Genomic DNA, 21,016 nt, shown 5'->3' on the forward strand with positions numbered 1-21,016 from the left:
AAAATATGAAGTTATTTCATACAGCGGATTGGCATTTAGGTAAGCTTGTTCATGGCGTGTATATGACTGAAGACCAAAAGATTGTATTAGATCAGTTTGTACAGGCTGTTGAAGAAGAAAAACCAGATGCTGTAATTATTGCAGGGGATTTATATGACCGAGCAATTCCACCTACAGAAGCAGTAGACTTATTAAATGATGTGCTGCAAAAAATAGTTATTGATTTGCAAACACCAGTTATTGCGGTAGCTGGTAATCATGATAGTCCGGATCGTATCCATTTTGGAAGTAGTTTAATGAAAAAACAAGGATTACATATTGCAGGTCAATTTCAATTCCCGTATGAACCTGTTGTACTAAATGATGAATATGGAGAGGTTCACTTCCATCTAATACCGTATGCAGACCCAAGCATAGTGAGGCACGTGTTGAAAAATGAAGACATACGTTCTCATGATGATGCGATGCGCATTTTTATGAATGAGCTCTCTGAAACGATGGATAAAGAAGCTAGACATGTATTTGTTGGACATGCATTTGTAACTTCTTCAGGAGAAGCGGAGGAGAATACAAGTGATGCAGAACGACCACTTTCAATTGGTGGTGCTGAATATGTAAATAGTCATTATTTTGATAAGTTTCATTACACAGCGCTTGGACATTTACATCAAGCGCATTTCGTACGTAATGAGACGATTCGATATTCAGGTTCACCACTTGCCTATTCAATTTCTGAAGAGAAACATAAAAAAGGCTATTACATTGTACAACTGAATGAAACTGGTGAAGTAGCAATTGAAAAAAGGTTACTTTCACCACGTCGTAAAATGCGAACAGTAGAAGCGAAAATAGATGAATTATTACAGCACCCAGTAAGTGAAGATTACGTATTTGTAAAATTATTAGACGAAAACCCTGTCTTACAGCCAATGGAGAAAATACGATCTGTATATCCAAATGCAATGCACGTTGAAAGAGCGATGCAAAGACGAGAACTCACAGATACAAATGAAGTAACTGTTTCAAGACATAAAACGGATGATTTATCTCTTTTAAAGGCTTTCTATAAAGAAATGAAGGGGTTAGATTTATCAGAAGAGAAAGAACGCCTATTTATAGATGTATTACAAACAGTGCAAGAACGGGAAGGTGAACGAGGATGAGACCGATTCAGCTTATTATGACAGCATTCGGGCCATATAAACAGAAAGAAATAATCGATTTTGAAGATCTTGGAGAACATCGTATTTTCGCTATTTCTGGGAATACAGGAGCTGGAAAAACAACGATTTTTGATGCGATTTGTTATGTGTTATATGGTGAGGCTAGTGGAGAAGAACGTAGTGATACGAGCATGCTTCGAAGTCAATTTGCTGATGATAATGTTTATACAAGTGTTGAATTAACCTTTCAGTTAAAAGGGAAACGCTATGAAATAAAACGACAACTTGGACATAAAAAACAAGGGAATAAGACTATTACAGGACATGCAGTAGAATTATATGAAGTTATTGATGGAGAAAACGTTCCAGCCGTCGATCGTTTTCATGTAACAGACGTAAACAAAAAAGTGGAAGATTTAATTGGGTTAAGTAAACATCAATTTAGCCAAATTGTTATGTTACCCCAAGGGGAATTCCGAAAACTATTAACATCTGAGACGGAAAACAAAGAAGAGATTTTACGTCGTATTTTTAAAACGGATCGTTATAAATTAATGCGTGAGTTACTTGATCAAAAGAGAAAACAATGGAAAGACGTCTTACAAGAAAAACAAAAAGAGAGAGAGCTCTATTTCCGTAATGTTTTTAAATTACCAATCCGTGATGGAGCATTATTAGAGACATTAGTGGCACAAGAACATGTAAATACGCATCAAGTAGTAGAAGCGTTAGAACAAGAAACAACCGTGTATAAGGCAGAGGTTGAGCAATTACAAGTAGAACAAGATGTTCAAACGAAGCAATTAAAGGATGCAGAAACACGTTTTCATGCAGCAAAATCTGTAAATGAGAAATTTATAGATTTACAACAAAAGAATGAGAAATATAACACTTTACAAGAGAACCGTGCAGTAATTGAAAGGAAAGAAAAATTCTTTAAACGTGCGGAACAAGCAAAGCACTTATTACCATTTGAACAATGGTATGAAGAAGCGATGGAAAATGAGCAGAAAGCTGAAAGTTTGTTAAAACAGATAATCGTCAAACAAGAACAGATAATGAATAGCTTTGAACTTGCTCAGGAGAAGTATGAAGTAGTAAAGAATAAAGAAGCTGAACGAGAAGAGGCTAAAAAACTTGTTCAAAGATTAGAAGAGTTACAAGCGATTATTGAATCATTAGCTGAGAGAAAGCTGAATTTACAAAATGCCGAAATTCAAATAGGGAAATTAAAAGAAAGTATGCAAAAGTTAGATCAACAACTAGAAGAGCATACAAACCAAAAACAGAGAATGTCTGATGAATTGCAGCAATTAGAACAAGCACTTGAGCAATATGTAGCTAAAGTGGAAGAACTAACGAATATGCGAGAAGATGCAAAAGTTTTAAAACAAGCATATGATGTTTGGCAAGAAAAACAAAAATTCGAGCAAGAAAAAGAAGCGGCAAATAATAAAATGCAAGTGGCAGTTCGTGCATATGAAAACATGGAGCGCCGCTGGTTAAGTGAACAAGCTGGTATATTAGCTCTTCATTTACATGACGGTGAATCTTGTCCGGTATGTGGTAGTACGAGTCATCCACAAAAAGCTACAGAGCAAAGTAATGCGATCGATGAAAAAGAGTTAAACGATTTAAGAGATAAGAAGAACATTGCTGAAAAATTCCATGTGCAAGTAGAGGAGAAATGGAATTTCTATCGACTACAATATGAACAAGTGATAGAAGAAGTTGTGAAGCGCGGCTACAATTCGGAAAAATTAGCTGAAACATATAGTGCACTTGTTCAAAAAGGAAAACAATTAGCTGCAGATGTTAATACGTTAAAAGCAAGTGAAGAAACACGTAAGCAGATTGCTGCGAACATGAAAAGCGTAGAAGAAAAAATAGAAGAACTTCAGAAACAAAAACGAGAATTGGAAACAATGCAGCACCGTACAGAAATGGAGTGTATGCAACTTCGTACGTCATATGAACATGATAAACGAAATATTCCAGAAAACTTACAAACAGTACAAGCTTGGAAAGCACAGTTTGACCAAGCTATGCAGGAACTTAGGTTAATGGAGGACGAATGGAAGAAAGTGCAGGAAGCGTATCAGCATTGGCAAAATGAAAATATACGTATTCAAGCAGAACAAAAAGGTGCTTCTAATCAATTTGAAAGTGCAAAATTAAAGAAAGAAGAGACTTTCGCACGCTTTATGAAAGAGCTAGAACAAAGCGGGTTTACAGATGAATTCACGTATAAAAAAGCCAAATTAAGCGATCCCGAGATGGAGATGTTACAAAAAGAAATTCAAGGTTATTATTCATCGCTTGAAGTGCTTGCAAAACAAATTGAAGAGTTAAACTCAGAATTAAAAGATAAAGAGTATATGGATATTACATCTTTAGGTGAACACATAAAAAATCTAGAAATTAATCTTGATATAATTAAAGAAAAACGTCAACGTGCGCAAAATGCGGTAACATATATTTCTGATTTACATGAAAACATTAGACGTATTGACGAACAAATTCACGAGGAAGAAAAAGCATTCCAAGAACTTGTTGATTTATATGAAGTAATGAAAGGTGATAACGAAAGTCGTATATCATTTGAACGTTACATCTTAATTGAGTATCTAGAACAAATTGTTCAAATCGCAAACGAACGACTACGTAAATTATCAAATGGACAATTTTATTTAAAACGAAGTGAACGAGTTGAAAAAAGAAACCGTCAAAGTGGATTAGGCTTAGATGTGTACGATGCATACACTGGCCAAACGCGCGATGTAAAAACATTATCCGGCGGAGAGAAATTTAACGCATCACTTTGCTTAGCGCTAGGAATGGCAGATGTCATTCAAGCATATGAAGGCGGTATTTCCATCGAAACGATGTTCATCGATGAAGGGTTCGGTTCATTAGATGAAGAATCGTTAACGAAAGCGGTAGATGCCTTAATTGACTTACAAAAATCAGGCCGATTTATCGGTGTCATCTCACACGTTCAAGAGCTGAAAAACGCAATGCCAGCTGTATTAGAAGTAACGAAGCAGAAGGATGGGTGTAGTCAGACTAGGTTTGTGGTGAAGTAAGCTTAGAAAATGGAGTAGGGAATCTACCGATACTTTTAGTGTCATATGTATGAATAATAAAACGTCGTCTCTTCATATTGGAGGCGACGTTTTATTTTATAAAATATCTATGAATTATCTGTAGAAGGCGGCGTATTCTCCAAACGATTATAAGTTTTAAAGGCTGAAATTGCTGAGATAACCCCGCCTACTAAAAATAAAGCGGATCCTCCAACTAAGATGATACGACTGACATATGTTTCCCGTGCTTCTTCGACTTCTTCTTGTAACGCTGTAGGCATATGAATCCCCCTTTATAAAAGTTGTTTTATAAATAGTATATACAAACGCCTAAAATGTGTTAAAATAACTGATGATTTTATGCAGTGGGTAATTAGATGAGTAGGATGCGAGTGGCTAAGTAAATCTTCATCATAAATTTATGTGAACTTCACATAGAGCACATATTAACATTGTATTATGTATATGTACCAAATAAATAAATAAAGTGAATGTAAGTTCTGTTTTCAAAAATTTAAAATCCTTTTATTTCTATATGAAAGTTTTAATCAAGGGTTTTAAAAAATTTGGAAATAGATCTTATGAATATGGAATTCATATAAAAGGGGAATGTCTTATGACAACATATACGAGTGAAATGAGAAAAACTTTAGTTTCAGAAGAAGATGTAGATATTTTAAAAATTATGGCGCATCCAATCCGACTGCAAATTGTAAATGAATTAAGTACGAGAAAAACTTGTAATGTAACACAATTAACAGAGTTACTGAATATTCCGCAATCTACTGTTTCACAACATTTATCAAAAATGAAGGGTAAAGTGTTACGAGCAGAGAGAAGAGGTTTAGAAATTTATTATCATATTAACAATTTAAAAGCGAGTAAGATTGTTAATGTTTTAGGGTATATAAACTAGTGAAATATTTTTATATAAAATAGCCCCTGCTGTTGAGCAGGGGCTATTTTGTGGTGTTTTATGTATTTGTATTTAAAACTTTATAGTTTTTATGATTTACAATTGTTCGATCAAATTCAAAAGTACCACCGCTTACATTTGTAATTTCAACTAAGACCGATTCAGTATAAAGTTTTAATACAGATCCTGTAATCTTTAAATTATTTCGTTGAAAAAGTATAGTATCCCCTACGTTTGCTTTCATAGTACCTCCTCATTAAAGACAGAAATATTTTTTTATTATATATATTAAACCACGGATAGATATATTAGTGAATATTTAGTTTTATTTATTGGAAAAAAATTTGTGATTTTATAAAAAATAAGGTGGATTGAAGTATAAAAAATTTTTCTATTGTATTTAATCAGTAGTTTTTTGTATTTCATCCTTCGTTTTTTGTAACTGATTCTACGTTTTTGACGCTCTGTCTTGTAAGTGCTTACATAAACAAAAACATCTTATACAATGAAGGTGTTAAATCAAAAGAGGTGACCAAAATGAACATAAAAAAAGTAAATTTAGCGAATAGCATTGAAATAGAAAGAGGAGGCGGAAAGGTATGAAAAAATCAACTGTTAATCCATGGCTTGTTGTCCTTGGCACAGTTATAGTACAAATGGGGCTTGGGACGATATATACATGGAGTTTATTCAATCAGCCTTTAGTTAGTAAATACGGTTGGAGTCTTAACGCTGTTGCGATAACTTTCTCAATTACTAGTCTTTCTTTAGCATTTTCAACTTTATTTGCGAGTAAATTGCAAGAAAAATGGGGACTTCGTAAACTTATTATGATAGCTGGATTAGCATTAGGACTAGGATTAATACTTAGCTCACAAGCATCCTCATTAATATTACTTTATGTACTAGCGGGAGTTGTTGTAGGTTATGCAGATGGTACAGCATATATCACTTCACTATCAAATTTAATAAAGTGGTTTCCAGAGCGTAAAGGTTTAATTGCTGGTATTTCTGTCTCTGCATATGGTTCAGGTAGCTTAATCTTTAAATACGTTAACGCACAGTTGATTGAATCAGTTGGTGTATCCCAAGCATTTATATACTGGGGTTTAATTGTTACAGCTATGATTATAATTGGTGCTTGTTTAATCCATCAAGCTGCAGATCAAGGAGCAGTTCATGAAACAAAAACTGAGGAATACACAACGAAAGAAATGTTAGGCACAAAACAAGTATACTTATTATTTATCATGTTATTTACATCATGTATGAGTGGCTTATACTTAATTGGTATGGTAAAAGACATTGGGGTTCAACTTGTAGGACTTAGCGCAGCAACAGCTGCTAATGCGGTGGCTATGGTTGCAATCTTCAATACATTAGGTCGTATCATTTTAGGACCGTTATCGGATAAAATTGGGCGTTTAAAAATCGTTACTGGTACTTTTGTTGTTATGGCGAGTTCAGTCTTAGTTCTAAGTTTTGTAGATTTAAATTATGGTATTTACTTCGTATGTGTAGCAAGTGTAGCGTTTTGCTTTGGTGGAAATATCACTATTTTCCCAGCTATTGTTGGTGATTTCTTCGGTATGAAAAACCATAGTAAGAACTACGGAATTGTGTATCAAGGATTTGGATTTGGGGCGCTTGCAGGTTCCTTTATCGGTGCACTTCTAGGTGGATTCAAACCAACGTTCATGGTAATAGGTGTATTATGTGTCGTGTCATTCATTATCGCAATTTTAATTCAAGCACCTAAGCAGAAAAAAGAAAAAGAAGAAGAGTATCGCAGCGTAGCATAAGTATACAAATCTTCTATAACACTATGATTACGAAAAAGCATCCTATTCTATTAATTAGGATGCTTTTTTATGAGTTATTTTAACAAGGTTAAATTACTTTTGGGATTTTTATAGATGTAAAAATGAGTGGAATACCCATTTGGAATATAATAAATTGATACATCGTATTCGAAATATATATTAAATCTTAAATGATAAAGGAGACATTCATTAGTATTTGTAAGATATATTTTCAGAAAAATATTGAGAAAATATATACTTGAGTTTTTTATAAAGCATTGTAAATGAACGTATCTCTAGTTTAGTTTTTTCAATTTTAAAAAGAGGACTTTGAATTTTATTTATAATATAAGTACTTTTAATGCGTTTACATATGATTTTATTAAGAAGCATTAAAATGGTTTATCTGAAAAATAAAAAAAGATTGACAAGTTTATTGAGAAACATTATCATTTCGGTGTAAGATGGTAAATGAAAAACATTATCAATAAAATGAATTTTAAAGTAATGCGCACTTGACCAATTAGTTTAGTAAGTGTATTATTTTTTACAACACAACTGATAATGAAAATCAATATCATCGGTGTTACTTAATGAAATTAATGTTTATGTGAAAGGATAGAGAAAATGAACTTAGGGGAATTTGATGGGAAAACAGTTTTAGTAACAGGTGCAGCACAAGGCATAGGCAGTGTCGTTGCCAAAATGTTTTTAGAAAGAGGAGCCACAGTTATTGCGGTTGATCAAAATGAAGAGGGGTTAAATGTACTCTTAAATCAAAATGAATTAAACAATACACGTATGAAAACGTTTCGTTTAGATGTGAGTGATAGCGCCGCTGTTGAAGACATGGTAAATCATATTGCAAATGAAATAGCGCCAATAGATATTTTAATAAATGTTGCAGGGGTTTTACGTATGGGACCAATTCATTCGTTAAGTGATGAAGATTGGACTAAAACATTCTCTGTAAATACTACAGGGGTTTTCAATATGTCCCGAGCGGTAAGTAAAAATATGATGTTAAGAAAATCGGGGGCAATTGTTACAGTCGGTTCAAATGCGGCAAATACGCCAAGAATGGAGATGGCTGCGTATGCTGCGTCAAAGGCCGCAACGACGATGTTTATGAAATGTTTAGGACTAGAGCTTGCGGCATACAATATACGCTGCAACTTAGTTTCTCCAGGTTCTACTGAAACTGAGATGCAAAGATTACTATGGGCTGATGAGAATGGAGCTAAAAATATAATTGCTGGTTCTCAAAATACATATAGACTCGGAATTCCATTACAAAAAATTGCACAACCTTCAGAAGTTGCTGAAGCAGTGTTATTTTTAGCCTCAGATAGAGCAAGTCATATTACAATGCACAATTTATGTGTTGATGGCGGTGCTACGTTAGGAGTTTAATAAAAATTCAGGAGGTTATTATATTATGAATGAACATATAGCTGTAAAGGAATTGTCAGAAAAACTTTTAGAAGATTATAAGACTGAATCTTCATTCTTTTTCGCTTCACCAACTCGAACGATATTAGCAGAAGGAGAGTTTACTACAGTAAAGCATCGTGAAATTGAAAGTTTCCCAGAGCTTGTGCAAGCGACATTAAGTAATGCGAAACAAGCTGGAAATCCAAATCCTATCGTTGTGGGTGCTTTGCCATTTGATCGTAGAAAAGAAGTCCAACTCATCGTACCAGAATATAGCAGAATTTCTGAGCGTTTACAATTGGATACAACAAATCAGCTTGAAACAAATGAGAATGTAACATTTGAAATGACACCAGTGCCAGACCCTGAAGTTTATATGAATGGTGTGAAGCAAGGAATTGAAAAAATACAGGACGGTGATTTAAAGAAAATCGTTCTATCCAGATCGTTAGATGTTAAATCTTCCGAAAAGATTGATAAGCAAAAACTTCTGCGAGAATTAGCAGAGCATAATAAGCATGGTTATACATTTGCTGTAAATTTACCGAAAGATGAAAAAGAGAACAGTAAGACGCTAATTGGAGCAAGCCCTGAATTACTTGTTTCACGTAATGGTATGCAAGTTATTTCTAACCCGTTAGCTGGTTCAAGGCCACGTAGTGAGGACCCAGTAGAAGATAAAAGAAGAGCAGAGGAATTACTTTCTTCGCCAAAAGATTTACATGAACATGCGGTAGTAGTTGAAGCGGTTGCCGCTGCACTTCGTCCGTATTGTCATACATTACATGTTCCAGAAAAGCCATCAGTTATTCATAGTGAGGCGATGTGGCATTTGTCTACAGAAGTGAAAGGTGAACTTAAGGATCCAAATACTTCTTCTTTACAATTAGCAATTGCCCTTCATCCTACGCCAGCAGTTTGCGGAACTCCGATGGAAAAAGCAAGAGAAGCTATACAGCATATTGAGCCATTTGACCGCGAGTTCTTTACAGGAATGCTAGGATGGAGCGATTTAAATGGAGATGGAGAATGGATTGTTACAATTCGTTGTGCTGAAGTACAAGAAAATACACTTCGTTTATATGCAGGAGCTGGAGTTGTTGCTGAGTCAAAACCAGAAGATGAGTTAGCAGAAACATCAGCTAAGTTCCAAACAATGCTAAAAGCTTTAGGGTTAAGAGATAGTTCACTTAATGAAAAATAGGGGGAAGAAAGAATGCTAGTAGGTTATACAGAATGGCCAAAAGAATTTGCCGATCGTTACCGAGAAGCAGGATGTTGGCTTGGTGAAACATTTGGAGGAGTGTTAAGAGAGCGGGCTGAGAAATATGGAGATCGAATCGCGGTTGTAAGTGGTAAGAAGCATATAACATATAGTGAACTTAATAAAAAGGTAGATCGTTTAGCAGCAGGTTTACTGAATTTAGGAATAAAGAAAGAGGACAGAGTTGTAATCCAGTTACCTAACATTATCGAGTTTTTCGAAATATGCTTTGCACTATTTCGAATTGGAGCGCTTCCTGTCTTTGCACTACCTTCACATCGAAGCAGTGAAATTAGTTATTTTTGTGAGTTTGGCGAGGCGAGCGCTTACGTTATTTCAGATAAGGCTCTCGGTTTTGATTATCGAAAATTAGCAAGAGAAGTGAAAGAGAAAGTGCCAACTTTACAACATGTAATTGTAGTGGGAGAAGAAGAAGAGTTTGTGAACATAAATGATCTGTATATGGATCCCGTCTCATTACCAGAAGTTCAGCCAAGTGATGTTGCATTTCTCCAATTATCAGGAGGCACAACAGGTCTTTCTAAATTAATTCCTAGAACACATGATGACTATATTTATAGTTTACGTGTTAGCGCTGAAATTTGTAATTTGAATGCAGAAAGCGTCTATATGGCAGTTCTTCCAGTAGCACACAATTACCCAATGAGTTCTCCAGGGACATTTGGAACTTTCTATGCGGGTGGAAAAGTGGTATTGGCAACTGGTGGTAGTCCAGATGAGGCCTTTGCTCTTATCGAAAAAGAAAAAGTTACAATTACAGCGCTCGTTCCGCCATTAGCAATGATTTGGCTTGATGCTGCATCTTCTCGTAATGCCGATTTATCAAGCCTAGAGGTTATTCAAGTAGGTGGTGCTAAGTTTAGCGCTGAGGTTGCAAAACGTATACGTCCTACATTTGGATGTACGTTACAGCAAGTGTTCGGTATGGCGGAAGGATTAGTGAACTATACAAGATTAGATGATCCGGAAGAATTTATTATTTATACACAAGGTAGACCAATGTCTGCACTCGATGAAGTACGAGTTGTTGATGAAAATGACAACGATGTACAACCTGGCGAAGTAGGTAGTTTATTAACAAGAGGTCCATATACAATTCGTGGTTACTATAAAGCCGAAGAGCATAATGCACGATCATTTACAAAGGATGGATTTTATCGCACAGGTGATCTTGTAAAAGTAAATGAACAAGGATACATCATTGTAGAAGGAAGAGATAAAGATCAAATTAACCGCGGTGGTGAGAAAGTTGCTGCGGAAGAAGTTGAAAATCATCTATTAGCACACGATTCGGTCCATGACGTAGCAATTGTATCTATGCCTGACGATTATTTAGGTGAACGCACCTGTGCTTTTGTTATAGCTCGCGGACAAGTTCCAGCAGTAAGTGAATTAAAAATGTTTTTAAGAGAACGTGGTATAGCGGCTTATAAAATTCCAGATCGAATTGAATTTATTGAAGCATTCCCGCAAACAGGAGTCGGAAAAGTCAGCAAAAAAGAACTACGTAAAGTCATTGCTGAAAAACTTATTACAGTAAAACAATAATAAAAACCGGAAGGAAGTGATTAGATGGCTATCCCATCTATTTCAGTATATAAAATGCCAATTGAATCAGAACTACCAAAAAATAAAGTGAATTGGACACCAGATCCGAAACGTGCAGTACTTTTAATTCATGACATGCAAGAATATTTTCTTGATGCATATAGCGATAAAGAATCACCAAAAGTAGAACTTATTTCAAATATTAAAATGATAAGAGAAAAATGTAAGGAACTTGGTATACCAGTTGTTTATACAGCACAACCTGGTGGGCAAACGTTAGAACAACGAGGTTTATTACAAGACTTTTGGGGTGACGGTATACCTGCTGGACCAGATAAAAAGAAAATTGTTGATGAACTTACTCCTGATGAGGATGATATATTCCTCACAAAATGGAGATATAGTGCATTTAAAAAGACAAATCTATTAGAAATTTTAAATGAACAAGGAAAAGATCAACTCATTATTTGCGGTATTTATGCGCATATTGGCTGTCTTTTAACAGCTTGTGAAGCATTTATGGATGGTATAGAGCCGTTCTTTGTAGCAGATGCAGTTGCTGATTTTTCACTAGAGCATCATAAACAAGCATTGGAGTATGCATCTAATAGATGTGCAGTAACGACATCAACAAACCTACTGTTAAACGATTTACAAAGTGTAAAAGATGATGAGAGTGAAGGAATCACTATACAGGAAGTGCATGAACTAGTTGCACAACTACTTCGTGAGCCAGTAGAGAGTATTGATATTGATGAGGACTTATTAAATAGAGGGCTTGATTCGGTCAGAATTATGAGTTTAGTAGAGAAGTGGCGTCGTGAAGGGAAAGAAATCACTTTTGCACATTTAGCAGAACGTCCAACTGTTGCAGGTTGGTACAGTTTACTATCTTCACAAACAGCACAGGTGCTGTAACAAATAGACTACATAATAAAGGGGTAGTAAAGAATGCCTAACAGTCAAAAGATTCGTCATTCGTTATCATCTGCGCAGTCTGGTATGTGGTTTGCGCAACAATTAGATCCGCTTAATCCGATATATAATACTGGGGAATATGTAGAAATAAACGGGAATATTCATCAAGACATTTTTGAATTAGCTGTACGTAAAGTTGTAATGGAAGCAGAAGCACTTCACGTTCGCTTCGAAGAGGATGAAATTGGCCCATGGCAAGTTATTGAAGAATCACAGTTTCATATGCATTTTATTGACGTTCGGAAAGAAGAAAACCCTGAAGAAGCTGCTAAAGTATGGATGAAAAATGATTTATCTATGCCAGTCGATTTGAAAAAAGATACTTTATTTACTGAAGCACTTATTCAAGTTGAAAATAATCGTTTCTTTTGGTATCAGCGCATCCATCACATTGTGATGGATGGCTATGGATTTTCACTTCTTAGCCAAAAAGTAGCGAATGAGTATACATCACTTATAGAAGAAACAAACAAGAATGAAAAACCATTTGGTTCTCTTGCAAAAGTCGTGCAAGAAGATATTGAGTATCGTGAGTCTAAACAATTTCAGGAAGATCGTATTTTTTGGTTAGAAAAGTATGCAGATGAACCAGAAGTTGTAAGTTTGGCAGAACGAGCACCGAGAACATCAAATGGATTTTCACGAGAAACAGCTTATTTATCTAGTTCTAGCACGAAAACTTTACTAGAAGATATCAATATTTCGTTAACAAGTTGGCCGGAATTCATTGTCGCTATAACAAGTATTTATATGCATAAATTAACAGGTGAAAATGATATTGCTTTAGGTTTACCGATGATGGGACGTCTAGGTTCGGTATCTATTCATACACCAAGTATGGTAATGAATTTAGTGCCACTTCGTATTACAGTAACTCCAAATATAACTCTTGCGGAATTATTGCAACAAGTTTCTAAAGAAATCCGAGATGTACGTCGCCATTATAAATACCGTCATGAGGAATTAAGAAGAGACTTAAAGTTACTAGGTGAAAATCAAAGGTTGTTTGGACCGTTAGTGAATGTTATGCCTTTTGATTACGGGCTAAATTTTGCTGGAAATCGTGGTATTACGCATAATTTATCAGCAGGACCTGTCGATGATTTATCAATAAATGTATATAAACGTTTTGATCAAAATGAGCTAATGATTCATTTTGATGCAAATCCTGAAGTATATAATGGCGCGGAGCTAGCATTGCATAAAGAAAGATTTATGAATCTGTTTGAATTAGTAGTAAATAATTATGAGAAAAACGAGTCGATTGGAAAAATAAACATTACTCTGCCTGAAGAAAATCATAAAGTTTTATTGGAATGGAATGAAACGAAGGAAGACGATGAGTTAATCAGTCTGCCTATATCATTTGAAAAACAAGTGCAAAAAAATCCCAATAAACTAGCCATTACTTGTGACGGTGTAAACCTTACGTATAAAGAGCTAAATGAACGAGCGAATGAACTAGCACATTATTTAGTAGAAGAAGGAATACGACCAAACCAGTTTGTAGCTTTAGTATTCCCTAGATCAATAGAAATGGTAGTTAGTATGCTAGCAGTCTTAAAGGCTGGTGCAGCGTATTTACCAATAGATCCAGAATACCCAGCAGAAAGAATTAATTATATAGTAAATGATGCAAAACCAGTTTGTATCATAACACATTCATCTGTTTCATCTAAGTTAGTTATAGAAAATGATATGAAAAAAATTGTATTAGATGAAGAAGAAACGAAACTAGCGTTACATACATATTCTCGTATGAATATAGCATGTAAGAATGATGTATCACTTTTAAACCCAGCCTATACAATATATACTTCAGGCTCAACAGGAAACCCAAAAGGTGTAATTGTTCCTATGAGAGGTTTAAGTAACTTTTTAATGGCTATGCAACAAAAGTTTTCATTAAATGAAAATGATCATTTATTAGCAGTTACAACGTTTGCGTTTGATATTTCTGCTCTAGAAATTTATTTACCTCTTATTAGTGGTGCAAGTTTAACAATTGCGCAAAAAGAAGACATACAAGAGCCATCAGCATTAACGACACTTTTACAAGAAGAAAGAGTGACCATTATGCAGGCTACACCGACGCTTTGGCAGGCGTTAGTAACTGATTATCCAGAGAAGCTACAAGGGCTAAATATACTTGTTGGTGGTGAAGCTCTTCCAGAGCATTTAGCAAATAAATTAAAAGAATTAGGTTGCTCAATAACTAATTTATATGGACCAACTGAAACGACGATTTGGTCTACTTTCATGAACATTGATGAAGGTGAAAAGGGTATACCTCCTATTGGAAAGCCAATTTGCAATACAGAAGTGTATGTATTGGATGCAGGGTTACAACCAGTTCCACCTGGAGTTATTGGGGAATTATATATTGCAGGGGAGGGACTTGCAAGCGGATATTTAGGAAAACCGGAGTTAACAGCTGAACGGTTTATTGCAAATCCTTATGGAGAATCAGGGAAGCGCATGTACCGTACAGGAGATCTCGTGAAATGGCGTAGTGATGGTGCGTTAGAGTACATTAGTCGCGCAGATCATCAAATTAAAATTCGTGGATTCCGAATTGAATTAGCTGAAATTGAAACGGTATTACAACGACATGAAAATATTCAACAAGCGATAGTAATGGTACGAGAAGATCGTCCAAATGATAAACGCATCATTGCGTATATCGTTGCAGAAGAAAAGGAACCGATTAATCTTTCAGAAATTCGTTCTTATGTTTCAGAAAGTTTAGCGAATTATATGATACCATCGGCATTTGTTGTGCTAGAAGAACTACCATTAACGCCAAATGGTAAGGTTGACAGAAAGAAATTACCTGCTCCTGATTTTAATGGAATGCACAATGAGAGAGTTGCTAGAAATCCGAAAGAAGAAATATTATGTGATTTATTTGCAGAAGTACTTGGTGTTTCTCGAATTAGCATTGATGATAATTTCTTTGAAATGGGTGGACATTCACTTATTGCATCTCGTTTAATGGCAAGAATTCGTGAAACGTTAAGTGTGGAATTAGGAATTGGGAAACTATTTGAATCACCAACTGTTGCCGAACTGGCGAAACAATTAAACCATGCAAAAAGCGCAAGACCAGCTATTCAGAAAGCAAGTAGGCCAAATGAAGTTCCACTTTCATTTGCACAGCGCAGGTTATGGTTCTTAAATTGTTTAGAAGGTCCAAGTCCTACTTATAATATTCCGCTAGTCATTCGTATGAATGGAATATTGAATCGGGAAGCATTACAAGGTGCTTTTTATGATGTAGTTGAGAAACATGAAACACTTAGAACAATTTTCCCTAACGTATTAGGTAGTTCCTATCAGAAAATTTTAGATATGGAAAACTTAAATCTAGAAATGGTTATAACTAATACATGTAAAGATGAATTAGAAAGTGTACTTTCAGAGGCGGTAAGATATAGCTTTAACCTCGATTTTGAGCCGGCAGTTCGTTTGCAACTTTTTACAGTGAGTGAAAACGAACATGTATTATTAATTCTATTACATCATATTGTAGGTGATGGCTGGTCATTACAGCCGTTAACGAGAGATTTTACAGCGGCGTATAAAGCGCGATGTCAAGGTGACAGAGTTCAGCTGGAGTCACTTCCAGTTCAATACGCAGATTATGCACTTTGGCAACAGCAATTGCTAGGTGATGAAACGACACCAGAGAGTCTTATTTCAACACAATTAGATTTTTGGAAAGAAGAACTTAAAGGTTTACCAGACCAAATGGAGTTACCTACAGATTTCCAGCGTCCAATTGAGACGAGTTACCGCGGGGAAACAATTCATTTTCATATAGATGAAGGTATGCATAGTAGGTTAGTAGAGCTTGCACGTAAAAATGGAGTTAGTTTGTTTATGGTATTGCAAGCAGGGCTTAGTGCACTATTTACAAGATTAGGTGCAGGCACTGATATACCAATTGGAAGTCCGATTGCTGGAAGAAATGATGATGTACTTTCAGATATTGTTGGTTTATTTGTAAATACATTAGTGTTACGTACAAATACGTCAGGAGATCCAAGTTTTAAAGAATTATTAAATAGAGTGAAGCAGGTAAATCTTGCAGCTTATGAAAATCAAGATGTTCCATTTGAAAGGCTTGTTGAAGTGTTAAATCCAGTACGTACTCGAAACAGCCACCCGTTGTTTCAAGTTATGTTAGCTTTTCAAAATACACCAGAAGCAACGTTTCATGTACCAGGTTTAGAAGCGAGCCTTGAAATTCAAAGCGTCGGTTCTGCAAAATTTGATTTAACATTTGAAATTAGTGAGAGTAACGGGGTTGATGGTACTCCGAACGGTTTACATGGATTACTAGAGTTTAGTACCGATTTATATAAACGTGAAACGGTTCAAAAACTAATAGAACGATTCATTTTGTTATTAGATGATGCAGTTACAAATCCGGATCAATCAATTGGTAGATTAGAAATATTAACTGTAGCAGAGAAAAATACAGTGTTAGAAAAGTGGAATGGTGGTTTTCAAATTGCACCAGAAATGACATTGCCACAATTATTTGAAAAGCAGGCTCATATAAATCCAAATTCTATTGCTGTTGTCTTTGAAGATAAGAAATTAACTTATGAAGAGTTAAATAGAAAAGCAAATAAAATAGCTCGATTCCTAATAGCAAAAGGGATTGGTCCTGATCAACTCGTTGCTTTAGCGATGCCAAGATCATTAAACATGGTTGTAAGCTTATTAGCTGTTCTTAAAGCTGGTGCTGGATACCTTCCGTTAGATCCAGATTACCCAGCAGACCGTATTTCATTTATGCTACACGATGCGAAACCATCATGTGTTTTAATGAATTCAGAAGTGGAAATTGAATGTAATGAGGCACTAAAAGTTTTAATTGATAATGTAAAAGTAATAGCAGAAGTTGAGAAATATAGTGAAGACAATATTGATGAAGTGGAACGAATTAAGCCATTATCTCCATCACATATTGCTTACGTTATTTATACGTCAGGGTCAACGGGTAGACCGAAAGGCGTTATGATACCTCATCAAAATGTAGTAAGACTTTTAGGAGCAACTGATCATTGGTTCCAGTTTGACGAAAACGATGTTTGGACGATGTTCCATTCATATGCTTTTGATTTCTCGGTTTGGGAAATTTGGGGACCTTTATTATATGGAGGGCGTTTAGTTGTAGTGCCACATACTGTAAGTCGCTCGCCGAAAGAATTTTTACAGCTTCTTGTTAAAGAAAAGGTTACGGTTTTAAACCAAACTCCATCAGCTTTCTATCAATTGATGCAAGCAGATCGTGAAAATGCAGAGATTGGCCAAAAATTATCTTTACGATATGTTGTTTTTGGAGGAGAAGCACTTGAGCTAAGTCGCTTAGAAGATTGGTATAGTCGACATCCTCATAACGCACCAAAGCTTATTAATATGTACGGTATTACGGAGACGACAGTACATGTTAGTTATATTGAAATAGATGAAACTATCGTCTCTTTACGAGCAAATAGTTTAATTGGGTGCAGTATACCTGACCTTAAAGTGTATGTGTTAGACAACTATTTACAACCAGTGCCACCTGGAGTAGTTGGAGAAATGTATGTTGCAGGTGCAGGGCTTGCGCGTGGATATTTAGGAAGAGCAGGATTAACGGCTGAACGCTTTATCGCAGATCCATTTGGCAAGCCAGGTACAAGAATGTATCGTACAGGAGACTTAGCTCGCTGGCGTAAAGATGGGACGCTAGATTATATAGGACGTGCAGATCATCAAATCAAAATTCGTGGGTTCCGAATTGAATTAGGAGAAATAGAAGCAGTCATAATGAAGCACCCTAAAGTTGAGCAAGTAGCCGTTATTGTACGGGAAGATCAACCAGGGGATAAACGGTTAGTTTCTTATATCGTTGCATCAAATAATGAAGCGATTGATACGAATGAAATGCGTCAGTTTGCTAGTGGTAGTTTACCAGATTATATGGTTCCATACGCTTTTGTAGTAGTAAATGAGTTACCTTTAACTCCAAACGGTAAATTAGATAGAAAGGCATTGCCAGCTCCAGAATTTATCGCATCATCTTCTAGTCGTGGTCCAAGAACACCGCAAGAAGAAATGTTATGTGACTTGTTTACAGAAGTGCTAAGTGTACCTCAAATTGGAATTGATGACGGATTCTTTGATCTTGGTGGCCATTCACTCCTTGCAGTGCAGCTTATGAGCCGCATGAAAGAGGCGCTTGGAGTGGAACTAAACATTGGCACTTTATTTGCAGCACCGACTGTTGCAGGGTTAGCTGAAAGACTTGAGATGGGGAATGGTCAAAGTGCACTTGATGTGTTGCTTCCATTACGAGCAAGCGGGGATCAATTACCACTATTTTGTGTACATCCAGCAGGTGGATTAAGTTGGTGCTATGCAGGACTTATGAAATCTTTAGGAAAAGATTATCCAATCTATGGTGTACAAGCACGTGGTATTGCTAAAAATGAAGAACTTCCAAAAAGTTTAGAGGAGATGGCGGCGGATTACTTGAAACATGTTCGTGAAGTACAGCCTTATGGACCATATCGTTTATTAGGTTGGTCGCTTGGAGGAAATGTTGTGCATGCAATGGCGGCGCAACTACAAAATGAAGGGGAAGAAGTAGAATTACTCGTTATGCTTGATTCTTATCCTGGACACTTCTTACCAAATACGGAAGCGCCTACTGAAGAGGAAGCGTTAATTGCATTACTTGCTTTAGGCGGATATGACCCAGATAACATGGATGGTAAACCACTTACAATGGAAAGTGCAGTTGAAATCCTTCGTAAAGATGGAAGTGCATTAGCAAGTCTTGAAGAAGAGACTATATTGAACTTGAAAGAAACATATGTAAATTCAGTAGGGTTGTTAGGGAAATATGTACCAAAAGTTTATAACGGAGATATCTTATTCTTTAGATCTACTGTTATACCAGACTGGTTTGATCCTATTTCTCCAAATACGTGGCTAAATTATTTAGACGGGCAAATTGTGCAGCACGATATTGATTGTAGACATAAAGATCTATGTCAGCCAGGTCCACTTACGGAAATTGGGCAAGTATTAGCGAAATATTTGCAGAATAAGAAAGGGGTAAGTAGAGTATGACGAATCCATTTGAAAATGATAATTACACATATAAAGTATTAATAAATGAGGAGGGCCAGTATTCTCTCTGGCCTGCTTTTCTCGATGTACCTATTGGCTGGAATGTCGTATATGAAGAAGCTAGTAGGCAGAGTTGCTTAGAATATGTTGAATATAACTGGGAAGATTTGAATCCACAAGGTAATCAAGTTTGCGAAAAAACATTAGTAGGAAAACGATAATGAAAGAAAAACTAAATCCAAAAGTAGTTGTAAGTATCGTTTATATAACTGCGATGTTTATGGCTGCGATGGACGCAACGATTGTAAATGTAGCACTGCAAACGATAAGTAGAGAACTACAAGTACCTCCATCTGCAATGGGGACGGTGAATGTTGGGTATTTAGTTAGTTTAGCTGTTTTCCTTCCGATTTCTGGTTGGTTAGGAGATCGTTTTGGTACGAAAAGAGTATTTTTAATTGCTCTTTTCGTATTTACAATTGCATCTGCTTTATGCGGAATGGCTAACGATATTACTTCATTGAATATTTTCCGTATTATTCAAGGTGCTGGCGGAGGGCTTTTAACACCGGTTGGAATGGCGATGTTATTTCGAACATTTTCACCAGAGGAAAGACCGAAGATTTCCCGGTTCATTATACTTCCAATTGCTGTAGCACCAGCAATTGGTCCTATCATCGGTGGTTTCTTTGTAGATCAAATGTCTTGGCGTTGGGCATTTTATATTAATCTACCGTTTGGAATCGTTGCATTGCTATTTGGACTTCTATTTTTAGCAGAACATGTTGAAAAATCAGCTGGTCGCTTTGATTCGCTCGGCTTTATTTTATCAGCACCAGGATTTGCGATGCTCATATATGCACTCAGCCAGGGACCATCAAAAGGGTGGATTTCTTCAGAAATTATGAGTACTGGGATAGCTGGGGTTGTATTCATTACATTGTTTATAATTGTAGAACTGAAAGTAAAGCAACCGATGTTAGATTTACGCTTATTAAAAGAACCAGTCTTTAGAAAGATGAGCATTATATCATTATTTTCATCAGCTGGTTTATTAGGAATGTTATTTGTTTTTCCTCTTATGTATCAAAATGTGATAGGAGTTTCTGCACTGGAATCAGGACTTACGACATTTCCAGAGGCGATTGGATTAATGATTTCTTCACAAATTGTACCATGGTCATATAAGAAATTAGGAGCTCGAAAGGTAATTTCTATTGGATTAATATGTACGGCGGTTATATTTGTTTTATTGAGTTTTGTAAATCATGATACGAATCCGTGGCAAATCCGGGCATTATTGTTTGGTATCGGTATTTTCTTAGGTCAATCTGTCGGTGCGGTTCAATTTTCTGCCTTTAACAATATCACGCCGCCTTCTATGGGGAGAGCGACTACTATATTCAATGTGCAAAATCGACTAGGTTCAGCAATAGGAGTAGCGGTTTTAGCTAGTATACTAGCTGGTTTTGGAGGTAATAACGTTCAATCCGATTTTTTACCATATCAAGCAGCATTAATTGGGTCAGCAATATTTTTGCTCATAGCACTACTATTTTCTTTACGTATTTCCGATAAAGAGGTAATGTCAAAGAAGAAAGAAAAAACATTATCTGTATCAGAAAAAGAGAAAGTACTTGTCAATGAATAACAATATACGTATGCTTTTTTAT

General features: G+C 35.9%; 13 protein-coding genes. 11 read left to right on the plus strand and 2 right to left on the minus strand.

Annotation, left to right across the window (positions count from 1 at the left end):
• The first annotated feature begins 5 nt into the window (after positions 1–5).
• Positions 6–1,163 carry an exonuclease SbcCD subunit D gene (locus NST27_RS11225; protein ID WP_000765146.1) on the plus strand — a complete coding sequence of 386 codons (1,158 nt, stop codon included), beginning with the start codon at positions 6–8 and terminating at the stop codon, positions 1,161–1,163.
• Positions 1,160–4,249: an AAA family ATPase gene (locus tag NST27_RS11230; protein ID WP_001247419.1), complete on the plus strand. Its 3,090-nt coding sequence runs from the start codon at positions 1,160–1,162 to the stop codon at positions 4,247–4,249. The genes NST27_RS11225 and NST27_RS11230 overlap by 4 nt, the downstream gene beginning before the upstream one ends.
• Before the next feature lie 107 nt (positions 4,250–4,356).
• Here the strand turns inward: NST27_RS11230 and NST27_RS11235 are convergent, their stop codons facing one another.
• Entirely contained in the window at positions 4,357–4,530 is a 174-nt protein-coding gene (locus tag NST27_RS11235) for a hypothetical protein (RefSeq protein WP_001141667.1), read from the minus strand.
• Positions 4,531–4,865: 335 nt separating this feature from the next.
• Here NST27_RS11235 and NST27_RS11240 point away from each other — a divergent pair, with 335 nt between their 5' ends.
• Entirely contained in the window at positions 4,866–5,165 is a 300-nt protein-coding gene (locus NST27_RS11240) for an ArsR/SmtB family transcription factor (protein ID WP_000214801.1), read from the plus strand.
• Between the two features lie 58 nt (positions 5,166–5,223).
• Here NST27_RS11240 and NST27_RS11245 read toward each other — a convergent pair whose 3' ends face one another.
• Complete coding sequence (locus tag NST27_RS11245) at positions 5,224–5,409, minus strand: YkvS family protein (RefSeq protein WP_000646793.1); 186 nt, start codon at positions 5,407–5,409, stop codon at positions 5,224–5,226.
• A 355-nt stretch (positions 5,410–5,764) separates the two neighbouring features.
• Between NST27_RS11245 and NST27_RS11250 the strand changes: the two genes are divergently transcribed.
• The 8 genes from NST27_RS11250 to NST27_RS11285 all read left to right on the plus strand — a co-directional run bounded on the left by NST27_RS11250 (position 5,765) and on the right by NST27_RS11285 (position 20,994).
• Positions 5,765–6,967, plus strand: a complete 1,203-nt coding sequence (locus NST27_RS11250) for an L-lactate MFS transporter (RefSeq protein ID WP_000750125.1) — start codon at positions 5,765–5,767, stop codon at positions 6,965–6,967.
• Positions 6,968–7,594: 627 nt separating this feature from the next.
• Complete coding sequence (gene dhbA, locus NST27_RS11255) at positions 7,595–8,380, plus strand: 2,3-dihydro-2,3-dihydroxybenzoate dehydrogenase (protein WP_001048432.1); 786 nt, start codon at positions 7,595–7,597, stop codon at positions 8,378–8,380.
• 25 nt (positions 8,381–8,405) lie between these two features.
• On the plus strand, positions 8,406–9,605 hold the full coding sequence (gene dhbC / locus NST27_RS11260) for an isochorismate synthase DhbC (RefSeq protein ID WP_001002075.1): 1,200 nt from the start codon (positions 8,406–8,408) through the stop codon (positions 9,603–9,605).
• 12 nt (positions 9,606–9,617) lie between these two features.
• Complete coding sequence (locus NST27_RS11265; RefSeq protein WP_000960119.1) at positions 9,618–11,234, plus strand: (2,3-dihydroxybenzoyl)adenylate synthase; 1,617 nt, start codon at positions 9,618–9,620, stop codon at positions 11,232–11,234.
• 24 nt (positions 11,235–11,258) lie between these two features.
• On the plus strand, positions 11,259–12,152 hold the full coding sequence (locus NST27_RS11270; RefSeq protein ID WP_001007253.1) for an isochorismatase family protein: 894 nt from the start codon (positions 11,259–11,261) through the stop codon (positions 12,150–12,152).
• 33 nt (positions 12,153–12,185) lie between these two features.
• Positions 12,186–19,343, plus strand: a complete 7,158-nt coding sequence (locus NST27_RS11275) for an amino acid adenylation domain-containing protein (RefSeq protein WP_001133898.1) — start codon at positions 12,186–12,188, stop codon at positions 19,341–19,343.
• Positions 19,340–19,564: an MbtH family protein gene (locus NST27_RS11280; RefSeq protein WP_000184056.1), complete on the plus strand. Its 225-nt coding sequence runs from the start codon at positions 19,340–19,342 to the stop codon at positions 19,562–19,564. The genes NST27_RS11275 and NST27_RS11280 overlap by 4 nt, the downstream gene beginning before the upstream one ends.
• Positions 19,564–20,994 carry an MDR family MFS transporter gene (locus tag NST27_RS11285; RefSeq protein ID WP_000660202.1) on the plus strand — a complete coding sequence of 477 codons (1,431 nt, stop codon included), beginning with the start codon at positions 19,564–19,566 and terminating at the stop codon, positions 20,992–20,994. The genes NST27_RS11280 and NST27_RS11285 overlap by 1 nt, the downstream gene beginning before the upstream one ends.
• Positions 20,995–21,016: the final 22 nt, after the last annotated feature.

It is taken from the genome of Bacillus sp. FSL W8-0770 (assembly GCF_038008705.1).
GTDB classification, from domain to species: domain Bacteria; phylum Bacillota; class Bacilli; order Bacillales; family Bacillaceae_G; genus Bacillus_A; species Bacillus_A cereus.